This is a genomic window from Flavobacterium piscisymbiosum, from assembly GCF_020905295.1.
Lineage (GTDB): Bacteria > Bacteroidota > Bacteroidia > Flavobacteriales > Flavobacteriaceae > Flavobacterium > Flavobacterium piscisymbiosum.
Genome location: NZ_JAJJMM010000001.1, coordinates 4,122,953 through 4,145,745 on the forward strand (window position 1 = coordinate 4,122,953; position 22,793 = coordinate 4,145,745).

16 protein-coding genes are annotated in these 22,793 nt (G+C 36.1%); 13 read left to right on the forward strand and 3 right to left on the reverse strand.

All coding sequences use genetic code 11. From position 1 onward, the window contains the following. Positions 1 to 483 precede the first annotated feature (483 nt). A complete protein-coding gene (locus LNP81_RS17685; protein WP_230038150.1) occupies positions 484 to 1,227 on the reverse strand; it encodes an SDR family oxidoreductase in 744 nt (247 codons plus the stop codon). 105 nt (positions 1,228 to 1,332) lie between these two features. Here LNP81_RS17685 and LNP81_RS17690 point away from each other — a divergent pair, with 105 nt between their 5' ends. Beyond that, on the forward strand, positions 1,333 to 1,680 hold the full coding sequence (locus LNP81_RS17690) for a winged helix-turn-helix transcriptional regulator (RefSeq protein ID WP_091131982.1): 348 nt from the start codon (positions 1,333 to 1,335) through the stop codon (positions 1,678 to 1,680). A gap of 189 nt (positions 1,681 to 1,869) precedes the next feature. On the opposite strand, the gene LNP81_RS17695 is transcribed toward LNP81_RS17690, so the two are convergent. Continuing rightward, positions 1,870 to 3,777, reverse strand: a complete 1,908-nt coding sequence (locus LNP81_RS17695; protein WP_230038152.1) for a sialate O-acetylesterase — start codon at positions 3,775 to 3,777, stop codon at positions 1,870 to 1,872. A gap of 596 nt (positions 3,778 to 4,373) precedes the next feature. Here LNP81_RS17695 and LNP81_RS17700 point away from each other — a divergent pair. The 12 genes from LNP81_RS17700 (at position 4,374) to LNP81_RS17755 (ending at position 21,400) form a co-directional block, all read left to right on the forward strand. Then, positions 4,374 to 5,105, forward strand: coding sequence for a FadR/GntR family transcriptional regulator (locus LNP81_RS17700; protein ID WP_230038154.1), 732 nt, complete (start codon positions 4,374 to 4,376; stop codon positions 5,103 to 5,105). A 196-nt stretch (positions 5,106 to 5,301) separates the two neighbouring features. Beyond that, a complete protein-coding gene (locus tag LNP81_RS17705) occupies positions 5,302 to 8,442 on the forward strand; it encodes a SusC/RagA family TonB-linked outer membrane protein (RefSeq protein WP_230038156.1) in 3,141 nt (1,046 codons plus the stop codon). A 16-nt stretch (positions 8,443 to 8,458) separates the two neighbouring features. Continuing rightward, entirely contained in the window at positions 8,459 to 9,958 is a 1,500-nt protein-coding gene (locus tag LNP81_RS17710; protein ID WP_230038158.1) for a RagB/SusD family nutrient uptake outer membrane protein, read from the forward strand. Positions 9,959 to 9,968: 10 nt separating this feature from the next. Next, positions 9,969 to 12,266: a polysaccharide lyase 6 family protein gene (locus LNP81_RS17715; protein WP_230038160.1), complete on the forward strand. Its 2,298-nt coding sequence runs from the start codon at positions 9,969 to 9,971 to the stop codon at positions 12,264 to 12,266. Positions 12,267 to 12,281: 15 nt separating this feature from the next. Further along, complete coding sequence (locus LNP81_RS17720; RefSeq protein ID WP_230038162.1) at positions 12,282 to 13,718, forward strand: IPT/TIG domain-containing protein; 1,437 nt, start codon at positions 12,282 to 12,284, stop codon at positions 13,716 to 13,718. Positions 13,719 to 13,729: 11 nt separating this feature from the next. Then, positions 13,730 to 15,940: an alginate lyase family protein gene (locus LNP81_RS17725; protein ID WP_230038164.1), complete on the forward strand. Its 2,211-nt coding sequence runs from the start codon at positions 13,730 to 13,732 to the stop codon at positions 15,938 to 15,940. 6 nt (positions 15,941 to 15,946) lie between these two features. Next, the gene (locus LNP81_RS17730; protein ID WP_230038166.1) at positions 15,947 to 16,288 is read left to right on the forward strand and encodes a cupin domain-containing protein; all 342 of its coding nucleotides are present in this window, start codon (positions 15,947 to 15,949) and stop codon (positions 16,286 to 16,288) included. Positions 16,289 to 16,494: 206 nt separating this feature from the next. Beyond that, positions 16,495 to 17,760 (forward strand): MFS transporter, encoded by a 1,266-nt coding sequence (locus LNP81_RS17735; RefSeq protein WP_230038168.1) that lies wholly within the window; start codon positions 16,495 to 16,497, stop codon positions 17,758 to 17,760. Positions 17,761 to 17,795: 35 nt separating this feature from the next. Beyond that, positions 17,796 to 18,548, forward strand: coding sequence for an SDR family NAD(P)-dependent oxidoreductase (locus LNP81_RS17740; protein WP_230038172.1), 753 nt, complete (start codon positions 17,796 to 17,798; stop codon positions 18,546 to 18,548). Positions 18,549 to 18,567: 19 nt separating this feature from the next. Continuing rightward, entirely contained in the window at positions 18,568 to 19,575 is a 1,008-nt protein-coding gene (locus LNP81_RS17745; protein WP_230038174.1) for a sugar kinase, read from the forward strand. A gap of 3 nt (positions 19,576 to 19,578) precedes the next feature. Further along, complete coding sequence (locus LNP81_RS17750) at positions 19,579 to 20,250, forward strand: bifunctional 4-hydroxy-2-oxoglutarate aldolase/2-dehydro-3-deoxy-phosphogluconate aldolase (protein ID WP_230038176.1); 672 nt, start codon at positions 19,579 to 19,581, stop codon at positions 20,248 to 20,250. Between the two features lie 97 nt (positions 20,251 to 20,347). After that, positions 20,348 to 21,400, forward strand: coding sequence for a T9SS type A sorting domain-containing protein (locus tag LNP81_RS17755; RefSeq protein WP_230038178.1), 1,053 nt, complete (start codon positions 20,348 to 20,350; stop codon positions 21,398 to 21,400). Between the two features lie 332 nt (positions 21,401 to 21,732). On the opposite strand, the gene LNP81_RS17760 is transcribed toward LNP81_RS17755, so the two are convergent. Then, the gene (locus LNP81_RS17760; RefSeq protein ID WP_230038180.1) at positions 21,733 to 22,707 is read right to left on the reverse strand and encodes an alpha/beta fold hydrolase; all 975 of its coding nucleotides are present in this window, start codon (positions 22,705 to 22,707) and stop codon (positions 21,733 to 21,735) included. Between the last annotated feature and the right edge of the window lie 86 nt (positions 22,708 to 22,793).

Here is a 22,793-nt window from a genome sequence, read left to right on the forward strand (position 1 = left end):
TTTCCTACAAAAATAAAAAGTATAATGAAAAGTTTTACTTTTTATTTATAGGTTTTTGAAGCAATTATTTTGCGGTCACAGATTGCAAATCTGCGATATCGTTGCGGAAATAAATTTGCGCTAACGTTTTTTTTACAAAGAGAACTAACCAAACCAATCTTTACGTGCACGGATTGCAAATCCGCGCTATCGTTGCTGAGATAAATCTGCGCGATCTGGGTACAAGTAGAAGATTAATGTAATCAATAGCGAAAATAAAGATTTATAAAATGAAAATCAGTCAGTAAATAGTTTTGGAATTACTTTTTAATGTTTGAGTTATTTTTATGATATAAAAAATGGCGCCAATTGTCTTCAATTGGCGCCATTTGGCTGTGGTGACCACGACGGAACAAATTTCTATAAATTTAATGGAAGATTTGAAGAGATTGGCGTATTTTATGCAGAGTCTGAGATCGGGTCATTTAGCAGCTGGCAATGAATTTATTTTAGAGCATAATTTATATAACCTCCATCTGCTAACAGCTCTGTTCCGGTAATAAAACTTGCATCATCTGAAGCAAGAAATAATACTGTTTTTGCGATTTCTGCCGGGTCTCCTAATCTCTGCATTGCAGTAGCATTGGCTAGGAATTCTTTTGCGTCTTCTGGTACAGCTTTATGAAGTCCCGGTGTAGAAACCGGACCAGGGCTCACAATATTGACACGAATTTTTCTTCCTGCTAATTCGTTTGCAGCGATTTGAGCAATTTTATTTAATGCTCCTTTTGTAGCCGAATAAATACTGCTTCCTAAATTTGCGGCCGTTGCAACGGTTGACGAAGTAAAAATTACCGATGAACCTTCTGCCAGATGAGGAAGCAATTTCTGAAGTGTAAAGAAATGACCTTTTACATTGGTATTAAACTGCGCATCAAAATCAGCCTCCGTTACTTCTTCTATTGAACTAAATGTTGCTATTCCTGCATTTAAAAAAAGCGTATCCAATTTATTCCCACTTTCTGCAAAAGCTTTTTCTAATAGTGAAAGATCAGATAAGTTTGCTGTATCAGCCACGATGGTTTTCAAATTGGGATTGTTAATTTCGTCAGCTGCATTTTTAAGATTTTCGCTGTTTCTTCCGGTGATCCAAACGTTAGCGCCTGATTTTATGAATTCTTTTGCTGTTGCTAATCCAATTCCTGTAGTTCCTCCTGTTATAAGAACATTTTTATTTGTGAAATTCATTTTTTCTATATTTTAAATTTATACGAGCAAAGTTAATTCAGTTAAGTTTATTTTTGTTACTTTGTAACTAAAAGTAACAGTAACGTTTGAGTAACAAAGTAACTTATGAGTAACGAATGTCAGGTTGAACACAGAAAAGAGATAATGGCTGTCCATGATACGATGGATATATTGAATGGAAAATGGAAAATTTCTATAATTTCATCGATCTGTTATCATAATAAGAGAAGATTTACAGATATTTTGAATGATGTAAACGGGATTTCTAATAAAATGTTAAGCAAGGAATTGAGGGATTTGGAAATAAATAAATTGATTAAACGCACAGTTCTCGACACGCAGCCTGTTACAATTCATTATCAGCTGACGGAGTATGGATTGACGTTAAAAACGATCATAAATGATCTTGCAGAATGGGGAATAAAACACCGAAAAGTCATTATTGACGGTTAACAGACATGCTGATTTTTTACTGTAGAATTGGGTTTAATAATTATTTCAATATCATCAAAAAAAAATCCCATTTCGTAAGAAATAGGATTTTTTTTGTGACAGGAATAGGACAAATTTTTGTAAAATTTCTATAAAATTTATGGAAGATTTGAAGAGATTGGCGTACTCCAAAGCAGCGAGAACCTGTTATTATTGCCAATTATCTGTTCTAAATGGGGGTGTAGGTAAACCACTTGTGTTATAAAGCATGATTTCTCCTGGTGCATCAGCCCACAAATAACGGACTTCTACAGGATGTGAAACTTCAGAACTTGTCAATTTTATCGTTTTTAAATCGGCTTGCAAAAAAGCATTTGCCGGATAGAATTTTTTATCGCTTCCGGCAATCATAAAACCGTTTATGTTTGATTTTACAGATTCGGTAGCGAAAGTTCCTTCTTTAAAAGTTACCGTAATAGAATTTTTGTCAGCTTTGTAACTGTCAAAAACAGGTGCTGAGGCTGGAACTTCTTTTTCTCCATAAGCAATATTTTGGGCAATTAAAGCCATTCTTTTTCCAACAACTTGTTTGTGAATGGGATGTATATTGTCATTCTCACCAACATCAATTAGGACAGCCATTCCTGTATTTTTCAAATTCAATGCTTTTGCTTGTGACTCACGAAGCGTAATCCAGCGGTTATTTTGATTATCATAATTTGGTAATTGTGCAAAAATAAACGGAACGTCCGATTTCCAATTTTTTCTCCAATCAGTAATCATTTCCTGAAACATTGTTGCGTATTCTTTTGCGTTTTTAGAATTTGCTTCGGCTTGGTACCAAATAATTCCTTTAATTTTTATTCCGAAGAAAGGTGCGACCATTCCGTTGTAAAGCGACGTAGCATATTTCGTTGGATGCTGTCTCTCAGGAACTTCCTCGATGTCTTTTGTTCCCACTTCATAACGCCATTCTCCCGCCAGGGAAAGTTTTTGCGAAGCTGTTTTTAAATTTAAAGAAGAAGCATCTCCACGAAAACCTCCAATGTCTCCTGTATTTTTTACACGAATTGTGATAATATTTTTTCCAGCCACCAAAACAGTTTTTGGAACCTTGTAAAAGCGGTCTAAGTCTTTTTGAGTGCTTTCACCAACTTTAATTCCATTGATGTAAGTAATGTCTTCATTATCAACACGTCCGATGCTTAAGATAATATCGTCTGAAGCTAGATCTTTTGCCGTTAGATCAAAACTTCTGGTTACCCAAATCACACCATCATTAGGCGTTATTTTAGCTTTGCTCCAATAAACAGGAAGATTAATAGGTTTCCAGGAGGAAGTGTTATATGTTTTTTCGTGCCATTTTTCTTGTGTTCCAACATCAAGCCGATCCGCTTTTTCTTCCCAGGCTTTAAATTCCTTTTTGTACGTTTCTACTGTATCAGAAAAATTCATTGTTTTCATTTTGTCAATGACTTTCCTTGCTGAAGCATGTTTTCCCATCAAATCTTCGCTCATCCAGGCTTCAATGTTGGTACCTCCCCAAGATGAATTTATCAAACCTATTGCTACATTATATTTTTGGAATAATTCTCTTCCAAAGAAATAAGCCACTGCCGAAAAACCTTCACCGCTTTTTGGCGAACACGTTTCCCATTGGCCTTTTTCAATGTCTTTTTGTGGCGTTCCGGCCATTGTTCTTGAAACCTGAAGCAGTTTTATTTTTTCGTAATTCGCTTTTGATAATTCTTCTTTTCCGTTTAAAGCGTCTTCCAGTTTCCAGCCCATATTAGATTGTCCAGAACAAAACCAAACATCTCCTATATATATGTCTTTAAAAGTAATTGTGTTTTCTTCTGAAATTTTCATTTCAAAAGGGCCGCCAGCTTTTTCTGCCGGGAAATCAATAGACCATTCACCTTTTTGATTGGCTTTTGTCTCCAGATTTTTATTATTAAAACTCACTTTGACTGTTTTTCCGCTGCCAGCCCAACCATAAACTGTGATTGTAGCTTCGCGTTGCAGGACCATGTGGTCTGAGAAAAACTTTGGTAGTGAAACTTTTGCAAAAGCTCCTGTAAAAATCGCTAAAAAGAGTAGGGAAAATATACGTTTCATAATAATTAGGAATAAATAAGTGCGGTAAATGTATATAATTAAAATTGGTTAACCAAAAAATAAATTGCGATTTTTGTAATTTTAATTAATAATAATTGCTTTGTCCGCAATTATAGAGCTAAAACGTTGATGAATATTTAGAGGTGGTAAAAGGTTGAATTTTGGGTCTGACTTGTAGAAAACAAAACAGGAGTCTTATCTGCTGATAGACTCCTGTTTATTGGTACGTTACACATCCATTGTGCAAAGTTGCATCGCTTTTGGGAAGTGGAAAATGGTTTTACCGTCTGAATGCAGTATAATTGTACCTTTATAAAACAAAAATACATATAAATATTAGTTTTAGTATGAAAAGTCTGTTAATAATTATTGAAAAAACGATATAGTTTGAATAATTTTCTATTTATTATTTGCGAAAACGTTTTAGTTTTAATGTTAAAAGCTAACATATTTCAAATTATAAGGTTTGTATTTAACCTTTTTGTTAAATTATAATTAATATAATTGTCATTAGATTTTATTATCTATAAAAAATGAGTTAATATTTGCTAATATAAAAAAATGCGTATATTTGGTCAACCAATTTATAATTACAAATGCAAGAATTTAGTTTAAATAGTTTTAAATCTCCGGAAGAAGAGCAAATCATTCAAAAGTTGAAGGAATTAATTACTTCACAAAAACTGAAACCTGGTGACCGATTGCCTTCAGAACGAAAATTATCTGAAGAATTTGGTGTGAGCAGAGGCAACGTAAGAGAAGTGATTCAGAAATTGGAATTTTACGGATTGCTGAAAACATTGCCACAAAGCGGAACTTTTGTTGCAAATCTTGGAGTTCCAGCATTAAGCGGAATGATTACAGATATTTTGCAATTAAAAAAACCTGATTTTAAGTCATTAGTTGAAAGCAGGATTATGTTGGAAATGCAAGTTGTGGCTTTAGCTTCTGAGAGAAGAACTGAAGCACAACTAAAAAATATTGAAGAAGCATTAATCGCTTATAAAAATAAAGTGGAACAAAATGAAAGTGCCGTTGAAGAAGATTTAATGTTTCACTTGAAAATTTCTGAAGCCAGTGGAAATCCTGTGCTGAATACCTTGATGTTAATCATCACTCCGGAAATTATTACAAATTTTGAAAAATACCATGTTTGTAAAAATTCGATGAATGGAGAAAATATTATAGAACACCAACAAATTTATGAAGCTATAAGAGAAAAAAATCCTGAGAAAGCCAAACGTGAATTGCAATTTCATTTTAAGACGTTATATGAGTATTGCAATAAAACAGAAACTTTAATGAATATCAACGAAAGTATTTTTTAAAAGTTTCTTCGAAAATAATAGACGGTTATGACCATTGTGTGAAGTTGCATCGCTTGGGGAAGTGGATTTTACTACGCATTTAAGTCAAGATTAAACATCTGATTTTCAGATCTTATTTATGAAAAAAGCATTATCGGCCATAAGCCGGTCAGGATGCTCTATATCTTAATGTTACTGATTGTAAGCTTATATCTTTATGAAATTAAAAAACTTTATTTTACTCTCGGCTTTGATGCTGACCTCTTTTGTTTTTGCGCAAGAGAAATATACTTTAACAGGAACAGTCATTGCAGATTTTGATAAATTATCATTGCCTGGCGCAAATGTCACTGTTCTGGGTTCAAAAACTACAATAATCACAGATGCCGAAGGTAAATTTTCTATTCCTGTAAATGAAAACAGCTCAATTCAAGTTTCTTTTGTGGGAATGAAAACCAGAGTTGTATTAGTTAACGGCCAACGAAATATCACAATTTCTCTTGTAGAAGACAGCAAAAATCTTGACGAAGTTGTGGTTGTTGGATACGGAACTCAGAAAAAATCTTCAATTACAGGATCTGTTTCCAAATTAGAAAATACAAATCTTGACGAAATTCCGGTTTCTCGTGTAGACAAAGCTTTGCAAGGAAGAATAGCCGGTTTACAAATCCAGAATACAACTTCGGAAGTTGGTGAAGCGCCACAAATCAGGATCCGGGGAATGGGCTCTATTTCTGCAAGTAGTGATCCATTGGTTGTTGTTGATGGTTTCCCGATTTCAAATGGTTTGGAGTTTATAAATCCAAGCACAATCGAATCTATCGAGGTTTTAAAAGATGCAAGTTCAACGGCAATTTATGGTTCTCGCGGAGCAAATGGTGTTATTTTAGTGACTACTAAATCGGGTTCTGAAACAAAAACTTTATATCAATTCAAATCATTCTTTGGGGTAAAATCGGTTTATGAAAAAATCGATATGTATGATACTTATGAGTATACGGATATGTTGCGAAGAGAGCGTCAACTGCAAGAAAATTACACCGCTGGTTTAAGTGGAGCTGTTCCGGCTACAATAGGTTATACTTCTCGTGAAAAAGGGATGCGTGAGGTAGCAAATCATTCTGGTGGTGGTACTGATTGGCAAGATGAAGGCATTAGAAATTTTGCAACCATAAAAAATTATGAACTGAATGTTTCTGGTGGTGGAAAAAATGCAACATATTATATTTCAGGTCAATATATTGAAGATGAAGGTTTAATGAAAGACAATTTCCTGAATCGTGTTAATTTTCAAACCCGCGTAAAAGCAAAATTAAGTGATAAACTTACGCTTGACGTGAATTTAAGACCCTCTTATAGTTTTAAAAGAAGATCTACAATTTCTTATTCAGATTTGACTCGTTCTTTAAGTTTTATGCCTTCAAAACACAACGAATATACTTCTGCATTGACAGGTTATCCTGTTGGTGAGTACGCGCACGGAAGACATTTTAATAATGTAAATTTTAATTATACAGATGAAAATGGTGTACAGCAAAACTTCACGACTTCGCTTTGGGGAACGAACAACAATAGCCCGATTTCAAGAATGGAAAACGAAGAAAGATACATTCACGATTATAGAATGCTCACCAATTTTGTATTAGAATATAAAATCAATAAACGTCTTACTTTTAAGACTTCTGGTGGTGTAAATCTGGATTATTCAAATTATGAGCGTTTTAGAAATTCACAAGCAGATCAAACCGGGCAAGCGATCGGGGAAGATGACAGCAATTTAAAAGCAGATCTTCTTACAGAAAACACTTTAAATTATAAATGGAAAAATAAAAAACACAGCATTGATGCCTTGGGAGGAATCACATACCAAAAAACAAATATTAAAGGAACCGGAATTTATGGAACGCAGTTTCCTTCAGATTATATTGGGACTTTAAACGGAGCCAACGTAATTGACGCCAACGAAACATTCACAAGAAAAGAACAAATTGGTTTGCTTTCTTTTCTGGCAAGAGTAAATTATGCTTATAAAGATAAATATTTGCTTTCGATTGCAGCACGTGCTGACGGTTCATCTTTGTTTGGACCAGATAATAAATACGGAATTTTCCCTTCTGCTTCTGTGGGATGGAATGTGAGCGAAGAAAATTTCTGGAAACAAAACATCCAATGGGTAAATAGGTTTAAATTGAGAACCAGCTTTGGGATTACCGGAAACAATGATATTACCAATTATTCTTTTACCAATTTATTATATTCTTCAAATTATTCGTTAGGTCAGGGTGCTGGAAGCGTGACTTCAGGACTTGGTGAAACGGGGGATGTTCTTGGAAATCCGGAAATCGGTTGGGAGCAGACTTTAGAGTATGATTCAGGTGCTGACTTGAGTTTCTTCGGAAATAAATTAAACGCGACTTTTGACTATTATTATTCGATTACAGATAAATTGTTACTGCAGCAAAACGTCTCTTACATCACAGGTCACAATCAATTTTTCAACAACATCGGAAAAATCCAAAATAAAGGTTTTGAGGTAGAAATTTCAGGAAATGTTCGTGCCAAAAACTTCACATGGAAGCCAGCATTTAATATTTCTTTTAATCAAAATAAGTTAATTTCTCTTGGTGGTGAAGCACAATTCATTAGTCAGGGTGAAAGAAACGAAGAATATATTGCCAAAGTTGGCGAGGAAGCAGTTCAATTTTATGGTTATAAAATGATTGGAGTCTGGCAGACTGCTGATGAATTGGCAAATAATCCACACTCTGCTGATGATGCTGTTGGAGGTATTAGAGTGGCTGATATCAACGGTGACGGAGTTATCAATGCTTCAGACAGAACCACTTTAGGCAGCCCATTCCCGGACTTTACCTGGGGGTTCTATAATGCTATCACTTTCAATCGTTTTGATATGAATTTTCTAATTCAGGGTTCTGTTGGCGGCGAAGTTTTCTTTGGGGACGGTTACTATAATGAGATGCGTTATTTATACAAAGATTTTGCCCAGGACAGATGGTTCAGCGAAGGTGTTCCGGCTTCAAAACCTCGTGAAAATAATGGTAGAGCATGGCAAAATACTTCTTATTTAGTTCAGGATGCAACTTATATGTCATTAAGAAATGTGACTTTAGGTTTCTCTGCTCCAGAAGTTTTTACAAGTAAATTAGGAATTACAAAAGCAAGATTTTATTTGTCAGGAGAAAATCTGCTTTTTGTAAAATCATCAGGATTCTTCGGATTAAATCCAGAAGGAATTACAAATTCAGGAGTTTACAGCTCGCCATTGATTTCAGGTTATCAAAGAGGTGCTTTCCCTGTTCAAAGAACAATTTCTTTCGGAATTGACATTAATTTCTAAAAAAAATATAAAGGTTATGAAAAAATATAATTGGTCTGTCAAAAGCTTAAAAGTTTTAATATTAAGTACGGCATTTCTTTTTGCAAGTTGTGATGAGACACTTGATTTGCAACCCATTTCAGAAATTAGTGTAGGCGAATTTTATACTACTCCCGCAGAAGTAAACCTGGCAGTAATCTCTATTTACAACAGCCTTTACGGAATGCAGAATAGAGAATGGCTGCTGACAGAAATCCGTTCTGATAATACCTATATGAATCCAAATTCTACTGAAACTAAAGATTTGGCTGTGAGAGAAGTAGATCGTTTTGTGCAAAGTTCACAAAATGTTTATCTGCAGGAATATTGGAAAGCGTGTTACAAAACGATCAATCTTTCAAATGTTGTTTTGCAGAATTTAAATGTAGTTACTGACCAGGCACAAAGAAATCAATATGAAGGAGAAGCACGTTTTTTAAGAGCGCACGCTTACTTTAATTTGGTGCGTCTTTGGGGTGGGGTTTTCATAATTGAAACTCCTGTTTCAGGAAAGGAAGCGAAAACAATGGATAGAAGTCCGCAAAGCGAAGTATATGAATTTATTGCAAATGATCTGCACTTAGCATCAGAAATGTTGCCTCCAACGCAAAGTGGCGCCAACCTTGGAAGAGTGGCTTCTGATGCGGCGAAAACATTACTTGGAAAAGTATTGCTTACTTCAGGTGGTAACGCAAATTTAAGTGAAGCTGTAACTGTTCTGACAGAAGTTGTTAGTGGTAATTTTAGTTTGCAGCCCACATACGGAGCAGTTTTCAATATTGGAAATGAATACAATAACGAAATCATGTTTGCAGTTCGTTACCAATCAGGAAGCGTAGGTTTAGGTTCTCCGCATCCCAACTTTTTCGCGCCTTTGCAAAGCGATAATTATGTAGTTTTTGGAAATGGCGATGGTTTGAATGTGCCAACAGATAATATGTCGCAGGCTTACACGGCTGGCGATCCACGAAAAGCGGCTTCAATGGCTGACACCTGGCTAGGTTTCAACGGAGGAGTTAAGGCAGATAAACATGTTACAAAATACAATTCGACATTTAACGCAGTTGATGATGGTGGAAACGACTGGATTATCCTTCGTTACGCTGATGCTTTGCTTTTGTTGTCAGAAGCAATTAATGAACAAAGTGGGCCAAATTCAGAAGCTTTGAGTTACCTTAATAAGGTTAGAACGCGTTCACTTGGAGCGAGTGCTGCTTTAAAATTGGCAGATGTTTCGACTTATTTCAATTTCAAAATTGCTTTGGAAAATGAAAGAAGAGTAGAGTTTGCTTTTGAAAATCACCGTTGGTTTGATTTGGTCAGAACCGGCAGAGCAGAAGTGGTTATGACACAGCATTTTGCTACTGAATTTCAATATAATGATCCGGCGCATCCTTCTTTAAACACAGGTCCGTTACAACATTACCAAATTTTATTGCCGATTCCGCAATATGAAATCGACCTGAACCCGAAGATCGCACAAAACACAGGATATTAATTTTAAGTATATGAAAAGTTTAAAATATTCACTAACAGCTTATTTATGTTTGCTTTTTTTAGCCAATGCCAATGCCTCAGAAATAAAAGTTTCAAACATGGAGGAATTGACAGCAGCTATTTCAAAAGTAAAACCAGGAGACAGAATCGTAATGTCAAATGGAATATGGAAAGACACGGCAATTGATTTTAATGCAAAAGGAATTTCAAAAGATTCCATTTTTCTGGAAGCGGAAACAGCAGGAAAAGTAATTCTTTCCGGCAATTCTTCCTTGAAATTATCAGGCGAATATTTGGTTGCAAAAGGGCTTTGGTTCAAAGATGGTTACAGCAAATTTGTAATCTCTTTTATGAACAAAAGCAAAGTAGCCAATAATTCAAGAGTAACCAATTGCGCGATCACAAATTTTAATCCGGAAACAAAGACAGAATCAAACCATTGGGTAGAATTATGGGGAAAAAACAATCGTTTTGATAACAATTATATCGCTGGAAAAACAAACGAGGGATGCACTTTGGTCGTTTGGTTAAAAGGCGAAGAAAACCATCAGAATAACCACAGAATTGACCATAATTATTTTGGAGAACGTTCTCCTTTAGGTTCAAATGGTGGAGAAACCATCCGAATTGGAACAAGCCATAATTCAATGTTTCAATCCAATACAATCGTGGAATGGAACAAGTTTGAAAAATGCAATGGCGAAGTAGAAATCATTTCGAACAAATCGTGCAATAACATTTTTAGAAACAATTTATTCTTAGAATCTCAAGGTTCTATGGTTTTTCGTCATGGAAATAATTGCCTTGTTGAAAATAATGTTTTCCTTGGAAACAAGCAGCCTTACACTGGTGGAGTTCGAATTATAAATGAAGGTCACACGGTAAAAAACAATTACTTCTATGGCTTGACCGGAGAAGATTTTAGAGGTTCGCTGGTCATGATGAACGGCGTTCCAAACAGTCCGCTAAATCGTTACAATCAAGTAAAAAATGCGAAGGTAATAGATAATGTGTTTTACAATTCCAGCTCGTTTCAATTAGGCGCCGGAAAAGATGAAGAACGCTCTTTGGCGCCTATTAACTCTACGATTTATAATAATATTATTTACAATGAAAGCGATACAGATGCGATAGTTTTTTTTGATGATATGAAAGGAATTATATTCAAAGACAATATAATTGACAGTAAAAGTTCAAAGAAAATAGAAGGCTTCACGGCAAAGAAATTATCGTGGAAAAAAGAAGGCGAAATTTTTATACCAAATGAAAAAAGCGGCATTGATTTTTCTGTTTTCTCCAAGGTAATGGCAAATAAAACGGGAACTTCTTGGAATCCAAAGACATCAAAAGTTGCTATTCAAGAGCAAACTATTACTGTAGAACCAGGAATTGGAACTCTGGAAAAAGCAGTAAAAAAAGCAAAAGGAAAAACAAAATTGGTTTTGACACCCGGGAATTATCTTTTGGATCGTTCTATTGTAATTTCTGATGACATTTCTATCATAGGTGAAAGTGCCGAAAAAACAATTATCAGCTTCAATCCAGCTGCTGAAAAAGCCTCAAATTATTTGTTCAGAGTGGAATCCGGCGCAAGATTATCTTTTGAAAATGTAAACCTTACGGCAAAAAATACGGCAGCTATAAAATATGCAATTGTTTCTCCAAAGGAAGATACTCCGGGTTCTTACAGCATTTTTGTAAACAAATCAATTATCTCGGATTTCACAAATGCAGAAGGCGGTTCTGTAATTAAAGCTTCAAAAGGAACCTTTGCAGATACTATCAAAATAAGCAATTCGATTTTGAGAAATAATTTCCGCGGCATCAACCTTTCTTCTGAAAAAGACGACACCGGAAAATACAATTCAGAGAATGTAATCCTGGAAAATACAGTTTTTATCGATTTCAGCCAATGGGTTTTGAATTATTACAGGGGTGGAAATGACGAATCGACTGTGGGCGGAAATTTAGTTGTAGATCATTGCATTTTTACCAAAACCGGAGCTACAGAAAAAGATATGGTTTTTCAAAACAAAGGAATTGTGAACGTAAAAATTACCAACAGCGTTTTCTTTGACAATCCAAAAGTAACGAACCCAATTCGCCTGAACGGAAAAAATAACTCCATTAAAAATTCGGTAATCTACAATTCAGGAGAAATGAAATTATCAGGAAAAGCCGTTTCAGAAAATATAATTGATAAAAATCCTTCGTATCAAGAGGTTAAGAATTTTATACTAAAAGATAAATCACCTCTAAAAGCAGCGGGTACAGATAAAAAAGACATTGGAATTTTAGTTGTTAAATAATTTTAAAAAAAATATATGAGAAGTACAATACTTAAAAATATTTACAAATCAATCTGTTTTGTTCTTGTAGCTGCAGTTTTTGCCTGCGATGCTAATGTAGAAGTAGATCAGACTTTTGAAGAAATATTGGCAGCACAACCAACAGTGGCATCATTTGCCCCAGCGTCTGCACCCATCCAAAGCCTGGTAACCATTACTGGAACAAACTTAAATTTCGTAACTCACGCTTACATTGGTGACGTCGCAGCTGAAATTTATTCTCGTGAAAACCAGCATACTTTAATCATAAAAGTACCAGCCAGTGCAACAGGTGGTACTATCAGATTGACAACAGATTCTAATAAGGAAGCTTCATCAGCAGAGAGTTTGACAATCATTTACCCGGTTCCGGAAATTAAATCTGATATTCCGGTAATGTCGGCGGTAAATGAAGTTATTACGATTACGGGAAAAAATCTTCAAGTGGTAACAAGAGTAACTTTTGGAACCGTTGACGGAATTATCGAACACCAGGATGACCGAACTCTAATTGTGAAAACGCCAAACACAGGACCAAGCCCATTGACTTTAAAGTACAGCTACAACACAGTTTCGGGCGAAGTTTCGGTTCCTTTAAACGACAATTATACCATCGATATTCCAACTCCGGAAGTTTCCGGTTTCCCAAAAGCAGTCTTAAAAAACACGCAAGTGGTTATTGGAGGAACAGATATGAATTTAGTTACGGCAATTAGTTTTGGCGGAACTGCAATTGCAACTTTTGACGTAACCCCAACCAGCGTTTCATTCGCACCGCCGGTAAATTTGCCAACCGGGTTTTATGTAATCAATTTGATTTATGGGGGCGGACTAGTAGTTTCAAGTCCGCAAGTGGCATACATCAATCGTGATGTTCAGACGTATTTTAACTTTGAAACACAAGGAATAGAGGTAATTACTGCGGGTCAGGCTGCACAAATTACGGCTAACCAACTTAACGGAACAGTAGAGCAGCCTCCGTTTCCAAGCAGTACAAGTTACCATCACTTAAAAATGAAGTCTCCAACAGATAATGGAAGCAGTATCGCATACATGAGATTCTCTCTTGCCACAAACACCACTTGGAAAACAGCATTTGACAACGGTGCTTTTAATAACAATCCGGTATTGCATTTTTGGTTGAATACAAACAATACTACGCCAACATTACGCTTGTACGCAACTGCTGCAGCAAGCAAAAAACTGGTTCATTATAATACAAATGGAAAATGGGTTTTAGTAGCTGTTCGTTTAAGAGATATGTTTCCAACGGTTACAGCTTCTGATTTCGCAGGCGGAAACTACATGAGAATGAATTACCTGACAGATAATCAAGCCAATATTCCTTTAGAAGTGAACACAGATTGGTACATCATCACTGATGAAGTTTTGACAGGAGTTGGAGCAGTCGATTTGACAAGCTCTTTTAATTAAAAAATACAAGGATGAAAATTAAAACCATAAAAGCAATAGGGCTTACAGTACTTTTTTTAGTGCTTTCAGATACTGCTTTTGCCCAACAATATGAGCCTCTGTTACTTTTGTCAAAATCTGAAGCAAAGAATATCAGTCAGCATTTAGGTGACTATAAAATTTTAGAAAAATCTTTTTCAAAAGTAAAAAAGGATGCTGATAAAGCATTGGAAAATAAAATTGAAGTACCAATTCCTGTAGATAATGGTGGTGGTTACACGCACGAAAAACACAAAAAAAATTACAGAGAATTGTATTATGCAGGATTGGCTTTTCAAGTTACCGGCGAAAAAAAATATGCCAAATTCGTTGAAGAATTGCTTTTGGAATATGCCAGGATTTATCCAGGTCTGCCCCTGCATCCAAAGAGAAAAGCAGAGCAGAATTCCGGAAAATTATTCTGGCAGGGGCTGAACGATTGCGTTTGGCTGGTACATGGAATCCAGGCGTATGATTTGGTTAAAGAAAGCATCGATGCAAAAAATCGTGAAATTATAGAAAGAGATGTTTTTAGAAGTATGGTTGCCTTTTTAAGCGAAAGCGAAGGCGGTAAGGATACCTTCAATAAAATCCACAATCATGGAACCTGGTCTGTAGCCGGAGTGGGAATGACAGGTTATGTATTAGGTGATAAAGATATGGTGGAACGTGCATTGACCGGTTCGGCAAAAGACAAAAAAACAGGATTTCTGAAACAAATTGATATGCTTTTTTCGCCTGACGGATATTATTCTGAAGGACCATATTATCAACGATATGCATTGCAGCCGTTTATGGTTTTTGCAGAAGCCATCAATAGAAATCAGCCGGAGCTAAAGATTTTTGAATATAGAAAGCAATTGCTTAAAAAAGCATTAAACACGGTTTTGCAATTGACGGATGCCAAGGGTTATTTCTTCCCGATAAATGATGCTTTGAAGGAGAAAAATTATATGACAGAAGAATTGGTTTTTGCCACAAATATTGTCTTTGAAAATTATAACGATGCTTCGGTTTTGCCGGTTATTCAACAGCAAAATGAAGTTTCAATTACAGGACCGGGTTTAAAATCTGCAGAAGCTGTAAATGGAATGAAGAAGCAGGAATTCGTAAAAAAACCGTTGATTATTACAGACGGGCCAGAAGGAACATCAGGTGGTTTGGCGCTTTTCAGAATGCATACGAAGAAAAAAGACGAACAGTTGACAGCAGTTTTCAAATTTGCTTCGCAAGGTATGGGACATGGGCATTTTGATCGTTTGGGAATACTGCTTTTCAATAATGACAAAGAGATTTTGCAAGATTACGGCGCGGCTCGTTTCTTAAATGTAGAATCAAAAAGCGGTGGAAGATATTTGGATGAAAATAAGACCTGGGCACAAACTTCAGTTGCACATAATACGGTAATTATTGATGAAAAATCACATTTCGATGGAGATTGGAAAGAAGCTGAAAAACAAGTACCAAAAACAATTTTCTCTGATATTTCGTCTCCGGAAAAAATACAGATTGCAAGTGCTTTGGAAGTAAATGCATATCCTGGCGTTGAAATGCAAAGAACAGTTGCTTTGATTGGAGCTGATACGCCTTTTATAGTCGATATCTTTTCTTTAAAATCAAAAGAAAACCATCAATACGACTTGAACTTTATGTTCAGCGGTCACATTATGGAAACCGATTTTAAATACGAACCAGCCTTGACAACGCTTTCTCCATTAGGAAAAAATAACGGTTACCAGCATTTATGGAAGTTGGCAGAAGCCAAGGGAAATCAAGGGATTTCAAAATTTACCTGGTTAAATGACAGCCGTTTTTACACGATTTCAACTTTGACAGATGATACAAATAGTCTGGTTTTAACAAGACTTGGAGCAAATGATCCAAATTTCAACTTGAGAAATGAATCGGGTTATATGGTAAGAACGAAAGACAAGAAAAATTACACATTTGTCAGTATTATTGAGCCTCACGGAAGCTTTGACCCAAAACTAGAGTCGGTTCAGGACCCGCATTCAAAAGTAGAAAGTATTCAAATTTTGAAACAAGATGATAATTATACAGCAGTTTTGGTGACTTTCAAAAATAAGAAATCATACACGTTGGCATTTTCAAATAAAGAAGCAAAACCCGATTCAAAACATAAGGTTTCCATTAACGGAAAAAATATGGAGTGGAAAGGAAATTACATATTAATTACAAATTAGGACAAAATGAATATTAAAACAGAAGCATTTTATGTAGAAAACGAAAATCCCTGGGAAACAGTTTCTCAAGGTGTAAAAAGACAAATTACAGGTTATGATGTCAGTATTATGATGGTAAAAGTATCCTTTGAAACAGGAGGAATCGGTCCCATTCACCAGCATTATCATTCGCAGACTTCTTATGTAGTTTCAGGAAAATTTGAAGTGACAATTAATAACGAAAAGAAAATTCTTCAAACAGGAGACGCTTTTTACATTGAGCCCAATATTCTTCACGGAGCAATTTGTCTCGAAGCCGGAATGTTAATAGATGTTTTCAGCCCCATCAGAGAAGATTTTTTACCGTAATCCCTGCCTGCTGCAAGACGTTGAAGTAGCTAATAAACCAATATTTAATCAATAAGGTTTTAGAGCCGTTGATAAAAGTATAAATAAAGAAGGAATTGTGGATATGTGAGGTTTTGCATCTGTAAACGTGCAGTGCGAAAAAAACGTAAAGACCTATTAAGTAGTTAAATAGTAATCTGGCTTGAAAAAGCCTTTTAAAGTAAATTATGAAAGTAAAAGGATTAAGATGGTGGATCATTACCTTGATTGGTATTGCAACAATCATCAATTACATCGACCGTTCTGCATTATCGATTATGTGGCCGGCTATAAGCAAGGATTTGCAAATGGATGAAAAAGATTATGCTTTTGTACTCAATTGCTTCATGATCGCTTATGCCGTGGGACAATCTTTATCGGGCAAGCTTTTTGACAAAATTGGTACGCGTCTTGGGTTTGTAATTGCCATCGGAGTCTGGTCGCTTTCTTCGTTACTTCATTTTGCTGCAAAAGGTGTAATGTCATTAACATTAGTAAGGGTGACACTCGGAATTTCTGAAGCCGGCAACTGGCCAGGCGCCGTAAAAAGTAACTCTGAATGGTTTCCTTTAAAAGAAAGGGCAATTGCACAAGGAATTTTTAATGCAGGAGCTTCTATTGGAAATGTAATTGCACCACTTTTTATCGCTTACATGTTTGCAGGTTATGGATGGAAAACAACCTTTGTCGTTATTGGTGCTATGGGATTAATCTGGATTATTCCGTGGTTAATTGTTTATAAAAAACTTCCAAAAGACCATCCCTGGATTACTGAAGAGGAGAGAAGATTAATCTTAGACGGAAAAGCAGCAACATCAACAGTAGAAGAAGATCAAGTAAAAGGTAAATCAATATCAGAAATACTCTCTTTTAAAGAAAGTTGGGGCGTCATTGCCTGTCGCTTTTTTATGGAACCAATATGGTGGCTTTTTGTGGGTTGGATGCCTTTATATCTTCAAAAAACGTATGGTTTTGATGTAAAGCAAATAGGTCTTTTTGCCTGGGTTCCTTATGTTGGAGCAGCAATAGGAAGTTTAGCAGGCGGATGGTGTTCCGGAATGATTATAGCCAAAACACAATCGGTTGACAAAGGACGAAAAATTGCCATTATCATTGGCGGAGTCATTATGTTTTTAGGATTATTGGCCACCATATTTTACGGAGACACACCACTGAAATTCGTGGTAATCGTTTCTTTCGTATTGTTTGGATTTCAGTTTGCGATTGGAAATATTCAAACATTACCCAGCGACTTGATGGATAAAAAATCAGTGGGAACATTGGCCGGTTTAGGAGGTTCAATAGGAGTTGTTTCTGTTATTTTAATGAATTTTATGATCCCCGTAATCACCCAGACATCCTATACTCCGGCATTTATTATCATTGCCGCCTTTGTGCCGCTGGGAGTCGTTTCAGTCTTCGCATTAATCAGGAAAATACAGCCAGTAAAATAGTTAGAATTTAAATAAACATTATAAATAGAATCAAAATGAAATTAAAAGGAAAAACAGCCGTAGTAACAGGCGGAGCAAGAGATATTGGAAGAGAAGTCGCTATCAAATTAGCTAAAGAAGGTGCCAATGTTGTCGTAAATTATTATTTAAACCAAGAAGATGGGGACACGACTTTGAAATTAATAGAGGAAGCCGGCGGAAAAGCCATTATCGTGCAAGGTGATATGACAAAACAGGAAGATATCGATACCCTGGTAAGCGAATCTAAAAAAGCTTTTGGTGAAGAGGTACACGTTTTAGTAAACGTTGCCGGAGGCCTGATCGCTCGTAAAACAATTGAAGAAATGGACGTAGATTTCTTTGATGTGATGATTAATGTGAATTTTAAATCTGTTTTCCTGGTAACAAAAGCATTCAAGCCATTGATGAAATCAGGTGCTTCAATCATCAACTTCGCTTCTCAGGCGGGTCGTGACGGTGGTGGTCCGGGTGCTGCACTTTATGCTTCTGCAAAAGGTGCTGTGATGACTTATACAAGAGGCTTGGCAAAAGAATTTGGTCCTCAGGGGATCCGTGTAAATGCGCTTTGCCCAGGGATGATTGCAACAGCTTTCCATGATACTTTTACAAAACCGGAAGTTCGTACAAACGTGGCAAACGGAACACCTTTGAGAAGAGAAGGAAAAGCATCTGAAGTAGCTGATTTAGTAGCTTACCTGGCTTCTGACGAATCTTCTTTCCTGACAGGGAACAACATTGATATCAACGGTGGTTTGGCATTTAGTTAATAATTTAGAATAAAAATAAATGAAGAAAGTAGTCACTTTTGGTGAAATACTAGCCAGGTTGACACCTCCGGGATTTAAAAAAATATCCCAGACCAATCAGCTTGAAATTTATTATGGAGGGACCGAGACAAATGTTTCGGTTTCCCTTTCCATTTTAGGTTGCAAAGCTGTTCACGTTAGCCGGGTTTCAGATGATTTCTTAGGCAAAGCTGCTATTTGCAATCTAAAAAGTAATGGAGTCGATACTTCTTTTGTACAAAAAGGGGAAGAACCTTTGGGCTTATATTTTGCAGAACCTGGAGCTGTTGTTCGTTCGGGTGTCATTGCTTACAACCGAAATCATTCGGCTTTCAGAGCATTAAAACCAAATTCAATTCCGTGGGTTTCAATCTTAAAAGATGCCGACTGGTTTCACTGGACAGGAATTACACCTGCTCATTCTGAAAATAATTTTCTGGCTTTAAAAGAAGGTTTGATGGTTGCCAAAGAAATGGGAGTAACCGTTTCTTGTGATCCTGCATACCGGGCCGGACTTTGGAAATATGGAAGAAAAGCTGGTGAAGCCTTAAAAGAATTAGTAGCTCTTTCAGATGTTTTTATCGGAGGATCTGAAGAATTCAATGAACTTTTAGGCACTGATTTTTCGTTTTCTGATGAAGATTTTAAAGACGGAAGCAAGGCATTGATGGCACAATTTCCCAGGCTGAAAAAGGTTTATGACAAGACAAGAACCGGAAAGAATGCGTCGTGGCACAAAATCGAAGCCCGAATGTGGAATGGTAAAGATATGTTTTCCTGCGAACCGATTGAAATAACCCACATCGTAGACCGAATAGGGACAGGAGATGCGTTTGCAGCCGGAGCGATTTTTGGAGAACTCCATAATTTTTCTGAAGAAGATTCGGTGGCTTTTGCCAATGCAGCTTGTGCCATAAAACATACGATCGAAGGTGACGCCAATTTGGCCGACTTTAACGAAATAAACCAAATTGCGGAAGGAAATACTTCCGGTAGATTAATACGATAAACAATGGCAGGATTTTCAAAATTACAGGTTTTAAATGCGATAAATGAAAACGGAATAGTTCCCGTTTTTTACCACCAGGAAGCGAATGTCTGCAAAGAAATTCTGAAAGCGGTCTATGATGGAGGTATTCGGATTTTTGAATTTACAAATAGGGGAGACAACGCCCACAAGGTTTTTGAAGAATTGGTGACTTTCGCCCAGGAAAAACTTCCGAATTTAATCTTGGGAATCGGTTCGGTAATTGATGCGGGAACTGCTTCATTATATATTCAGAGTGGTGCCAATTTTATAGTTGCGCCAATTGTTAACCATGAAGTTGCTTCAACTTGCAATAGAAGAAAAATCCCCTGGATGCCGGGTTGTGGTTCTTTGACCGAAATTAATTATGCTGAAAGTCTTGGTGCTGATATCGTAAAGATTTTTCCGGCACAGCAGGTTGGTGGCCCAGAATTTATAAAAGCAGTAAAAGGTCCGTGTCCGTGGTCAAACATTATGCCAACAGGCGGTGTACAACCTGAAGACGAAAATCTAAAAGAGTGGTTTTCTGCAGGCGCACATTGCGTTGGCTTAGGTTCTCAGCTTTTTGTAAAAAATAAAGAAGGTCATTTTGATTTTGAAGAAATTAAGAGGGCAGCAAAATTATCTGTTGAAGCGTTTAAGAAGTATAAAAAGTAAGCTTAAGTCAAACATTTAGCTTTGCTAAACTTTACAAAAAAGCTTAAATGCAAAATAAAATAAGGTTTCGCAAAGAAAAAATAATTAATCCGGAAACATGAAAACACTACATCTTTCAATCCTCTTACTAACCCAGATTTCTTTGGCTCAAGTCACGTTATCTGCAGATGGTCCAGGAAATACCTATGAATTAATTAACAGCGTTTTTGCTCCGGGTTATGACGTTACCGAAACCCCGGATTGTGTGCATACTAAGTTTGGCCGCCACATAGAAGAAGTTTGGGACACACAACTGAACAAGTATGTTTTCAAATTTCATATTCACGTTACACCGGATGACGACCGATGCATCAAGTTTGACAGACAGCGTAACGAAATCAAGACCTACAATCAATCACCAGATAATTTGATTGGAACGTATGGAGAAACAGTAATTTACAAATGGAAATTTAAGCTGGATGCAGGTTTTCAGCCATCGAATAAATTCACGCACATTCACCAGATAAAAGCCTATGGAGGTCCGCACGAAAGTATTCCTGTAGTTTCCTTGATTACAAGAGGAGGAAGTAACCAAAAGCTGCAGGTAATGTATTCTGATAGTTTGGTAGCAAATGAAGTAGCGAGTGCAAGTTTGTCTTCTTTTAAAGGAAATTGGGTAGAAGTTACCGAAACAATTACCTATGGAGAGAATGGAAAGTATGCTGTTTTAATTAAGAAAATCAGCGACAATTCTACATTAATAAATTACTCCAATAATAATATCAGAACGTGGCGCGACAATGCAGACGGAATTCGTCCAAAATGGGGAATTTACAGGAGCCTTTTAAGTCAGGAGCAATTGCGCGATGAAGAACTTTTGTTTGCAGATTTCTCTATACAAGAAATTGGAACTACATCACTTTCCACTTTAAATATAGAGAAAGAACCATCTTTTGTATTTCCAAATCCGGTAGATAACACATTGAATTTTAACCAGCAAAGACAATTCGAATATATAATAATTGTGGATTTTCAAGGTAAAAAAGTTTACGAAAGAAAAGATATAAATGTAAGTTCAATAGATGTTTCCCATCTGGAAGAAGGGACTTATATATTAAAATTGAAAACCGATAAAAAGCTATTTACGGAAAAATTTATAAAGAAGAAATAACATGTCCGTTTTCATGTGATATATTTTAAGTAATAAGTCAAACATAAATTTTAATTCTGATAGATTTCAACCGTAGGCAGAATTTAATTTATTGGTCTAAGACTCGGGTTTAAAACTCTGCAATTTAAGGTAATAGATTAAGGACAAAAAAACAGGACAAAAGATGATATTTTTCTTTTGTCCCGAATATTGACAGGAACAGGACAAATCTCTATAAAATTTATGAACGATTTGAAGAGATTGTCATATTACATGTACTGCCTTTCTTTCATTGGCTTTATGAATTTGGTTTGGATGTCCCGTTGGGGATTGACATAAAAATTTATTTGATTTTATTTAGGAAGTTTGGCAAGAAATAACAATATATCAGTACCGATTTCTTTATAATGAGTTTCAAGGGCAAAATGCCCCGTTTTATAAAACTTTACAGTAACATTTGGATTGTCATGTTTGTACGCTTCTGCTCCTGCGGGAAGAAAATAAGGATCCTGACTGCCCCAAACAGCTAACATCATAGGCTTTTTATCTCTAAAATAAGCTTGAAATTTAGGATATAAAGCAACATTGGTTCTGTAATCTTTTAGCAGGTCAAGCTGTATCTCGATATTTCCCGGGCGATCCAGAAAATGCTGGTCTAATGTGTATGTTTCAGGTGCGATAAGAGAAACATCCGAAGCACCTTCGTGATACTGAAACCACGTTGATTCTTTTGAAACAAGATCCTTAAGAGCGTATCTGTTAGCCTGCGAAGGATCTTTCCAGTATTTCTGGATAGGATTCCACCCTGTACTTAAACCTTCTTCATAAGCATTGCCATTTTGTGATATAATGCCGGTTATTTTTTCAGGATTAGCAAGAGCAAGCCTGTATCCGGTTGGCGCGCCATAATCGAATACATAAATGGCAAAACGTTTTAAACCAAGCTTATCGATAAATCCCTGCATAGTTTTGGCAAGATTATCAAAGGTGTATTGAAAACTAAGATGGTCCGGTGCATCTGAATAGCCAAAACCAGGAAGGTCCGGAGCTATTACATGATATTTTTTGCTTAAAATAGGAATAAGATTTCTAAACATGTGAGATGATGTAGGGTAACCATGCAGTAATAATATAGTGGGAGCATCTTTAGAGCCTGCTTCACGATAGAATATCTTTAGTCCGTTTACTTCCGTGTTATTGTAATGAGTGGTCTGATTTTCAGTGTTCTCTTTTGTAGTTAAAGAGTTTTTAACTTGTGCATTTACAGCTGTTTGTTGTAGCATAATTATAGCTAGAATTAGAGTTAAGGATTTAATTGTATTTTTCATATTTTCAATTGTTTAAGACAAAAATACATCCTATATTTGATACCTGAAAACGATTTATAATGATCTAATCAATCACTAAAAGTGAT

Coding starts and splice junctions, on each gene's coding strand:
- LNP81_RS17685 (WP_230038150.1), bottom strand. CDS start 1,227: ATGAATTTCACAAATAAAAATGTTCTTATAACAGGAGGAACTACAGGA.
- LNP81_RS17690 (WP_091131982.1), top strand. CDS start 1,333: ATGAGTAACGAATGTCAGGTTGAACACAGAAAAGAGATAATGGCTGTC.
- LNP81_RS17695 (WP_230038152.1), bottom strand. CDS start 3,777: ATGAAACGTATATTTTCCCTACTCTTTTTAGCGATTTTTACAGGAGCT.
- LNP81_RS17700 (WP_230038154.1), top strand. CDS start 4,374: ATGCAAGAATTTAGTTTAAATAGTTTTAAATCTCCGGAAGAAGAGCAA.
- LNP81_RS17705 (WP_230038156.1), top strand. CDS start 5,302: ATGAAATTAAAAAACTTTATTTTACTCTCGGCTTTGATGCTGACCTCT.
- LNP81_RS17710 (WP_230038158.1), top strand. CDS start 8,459: ATGAAAAAATATAATTGGTCTGTCAAAAGCTTAAAAGTTTTAATATTA.
- LNP81_RS17715 (WP_230038160.1), top strand. CDS start 9,969: ATGAAAAGTTTAAAATATTCACTAACAGCTTATTTATGTTTGCTTTTT.
- LNP81_RS17720 (WP_230038162.1), top strand. CDS start 12,282: ATGAGAAGTACAATACTTAAAAATATTTACAAATCAATCTGTTTTGTT.
- LNP81_RS17725 (WP_230038164.1), top strand. CDS start 13,730: ATGAAAATTAAAACCATAAAAGCAATAGGGCTTACAGTACTTTTTTTA.
- LNP81_RS17730 (WP_230038166.1), top strand. CDS start 15,947: ATGAATATTAAAACAGAAGCATTTTATGTAGAAAACGAAAATCCCTGG.
- LNP81_RS17735 (WP_230038168.1), top strand. CDS start 16,495: ATGAAAGTAAAAGGATTAAGATGGTGGATCATTACCTTGATTGGTATT.
- LNP81_RS17740 (WP_230038172.1), top strand. CDS start 17,796: ATGAAATTAAAAGGAAAAACAGCCGTAGTAACAGGCGGAGCAAGAGAT.
- LNP81_RS17745 (WP_230038174.1), top strand. CDS start 18,568: ATGAAGAAAGTAGTCACTTTTGGTGAAATACTAGCCAGGTTGACACCT.
- LNP81_RS17750 (WP_230038176.1), top strand. CDS start 19,579: ATGGCAGGATTTTCAAAATTACAGGTTTTAAATGCGATAAATGAAAAC.
- LNP81_RS17755 (WP_230038178.1), top strand. CDS start 20,348: ATGAAAACACTACATCTTTCAATCCTCTTACTAACCCAGATTTCTTTG.
- LNP81_RS17760 (WP_230038180.1), bottom strand. CDS start 22,707: ATGAAAAATACAATTAAATCCTTAACTCTAATTCTAGCTATAATTATG.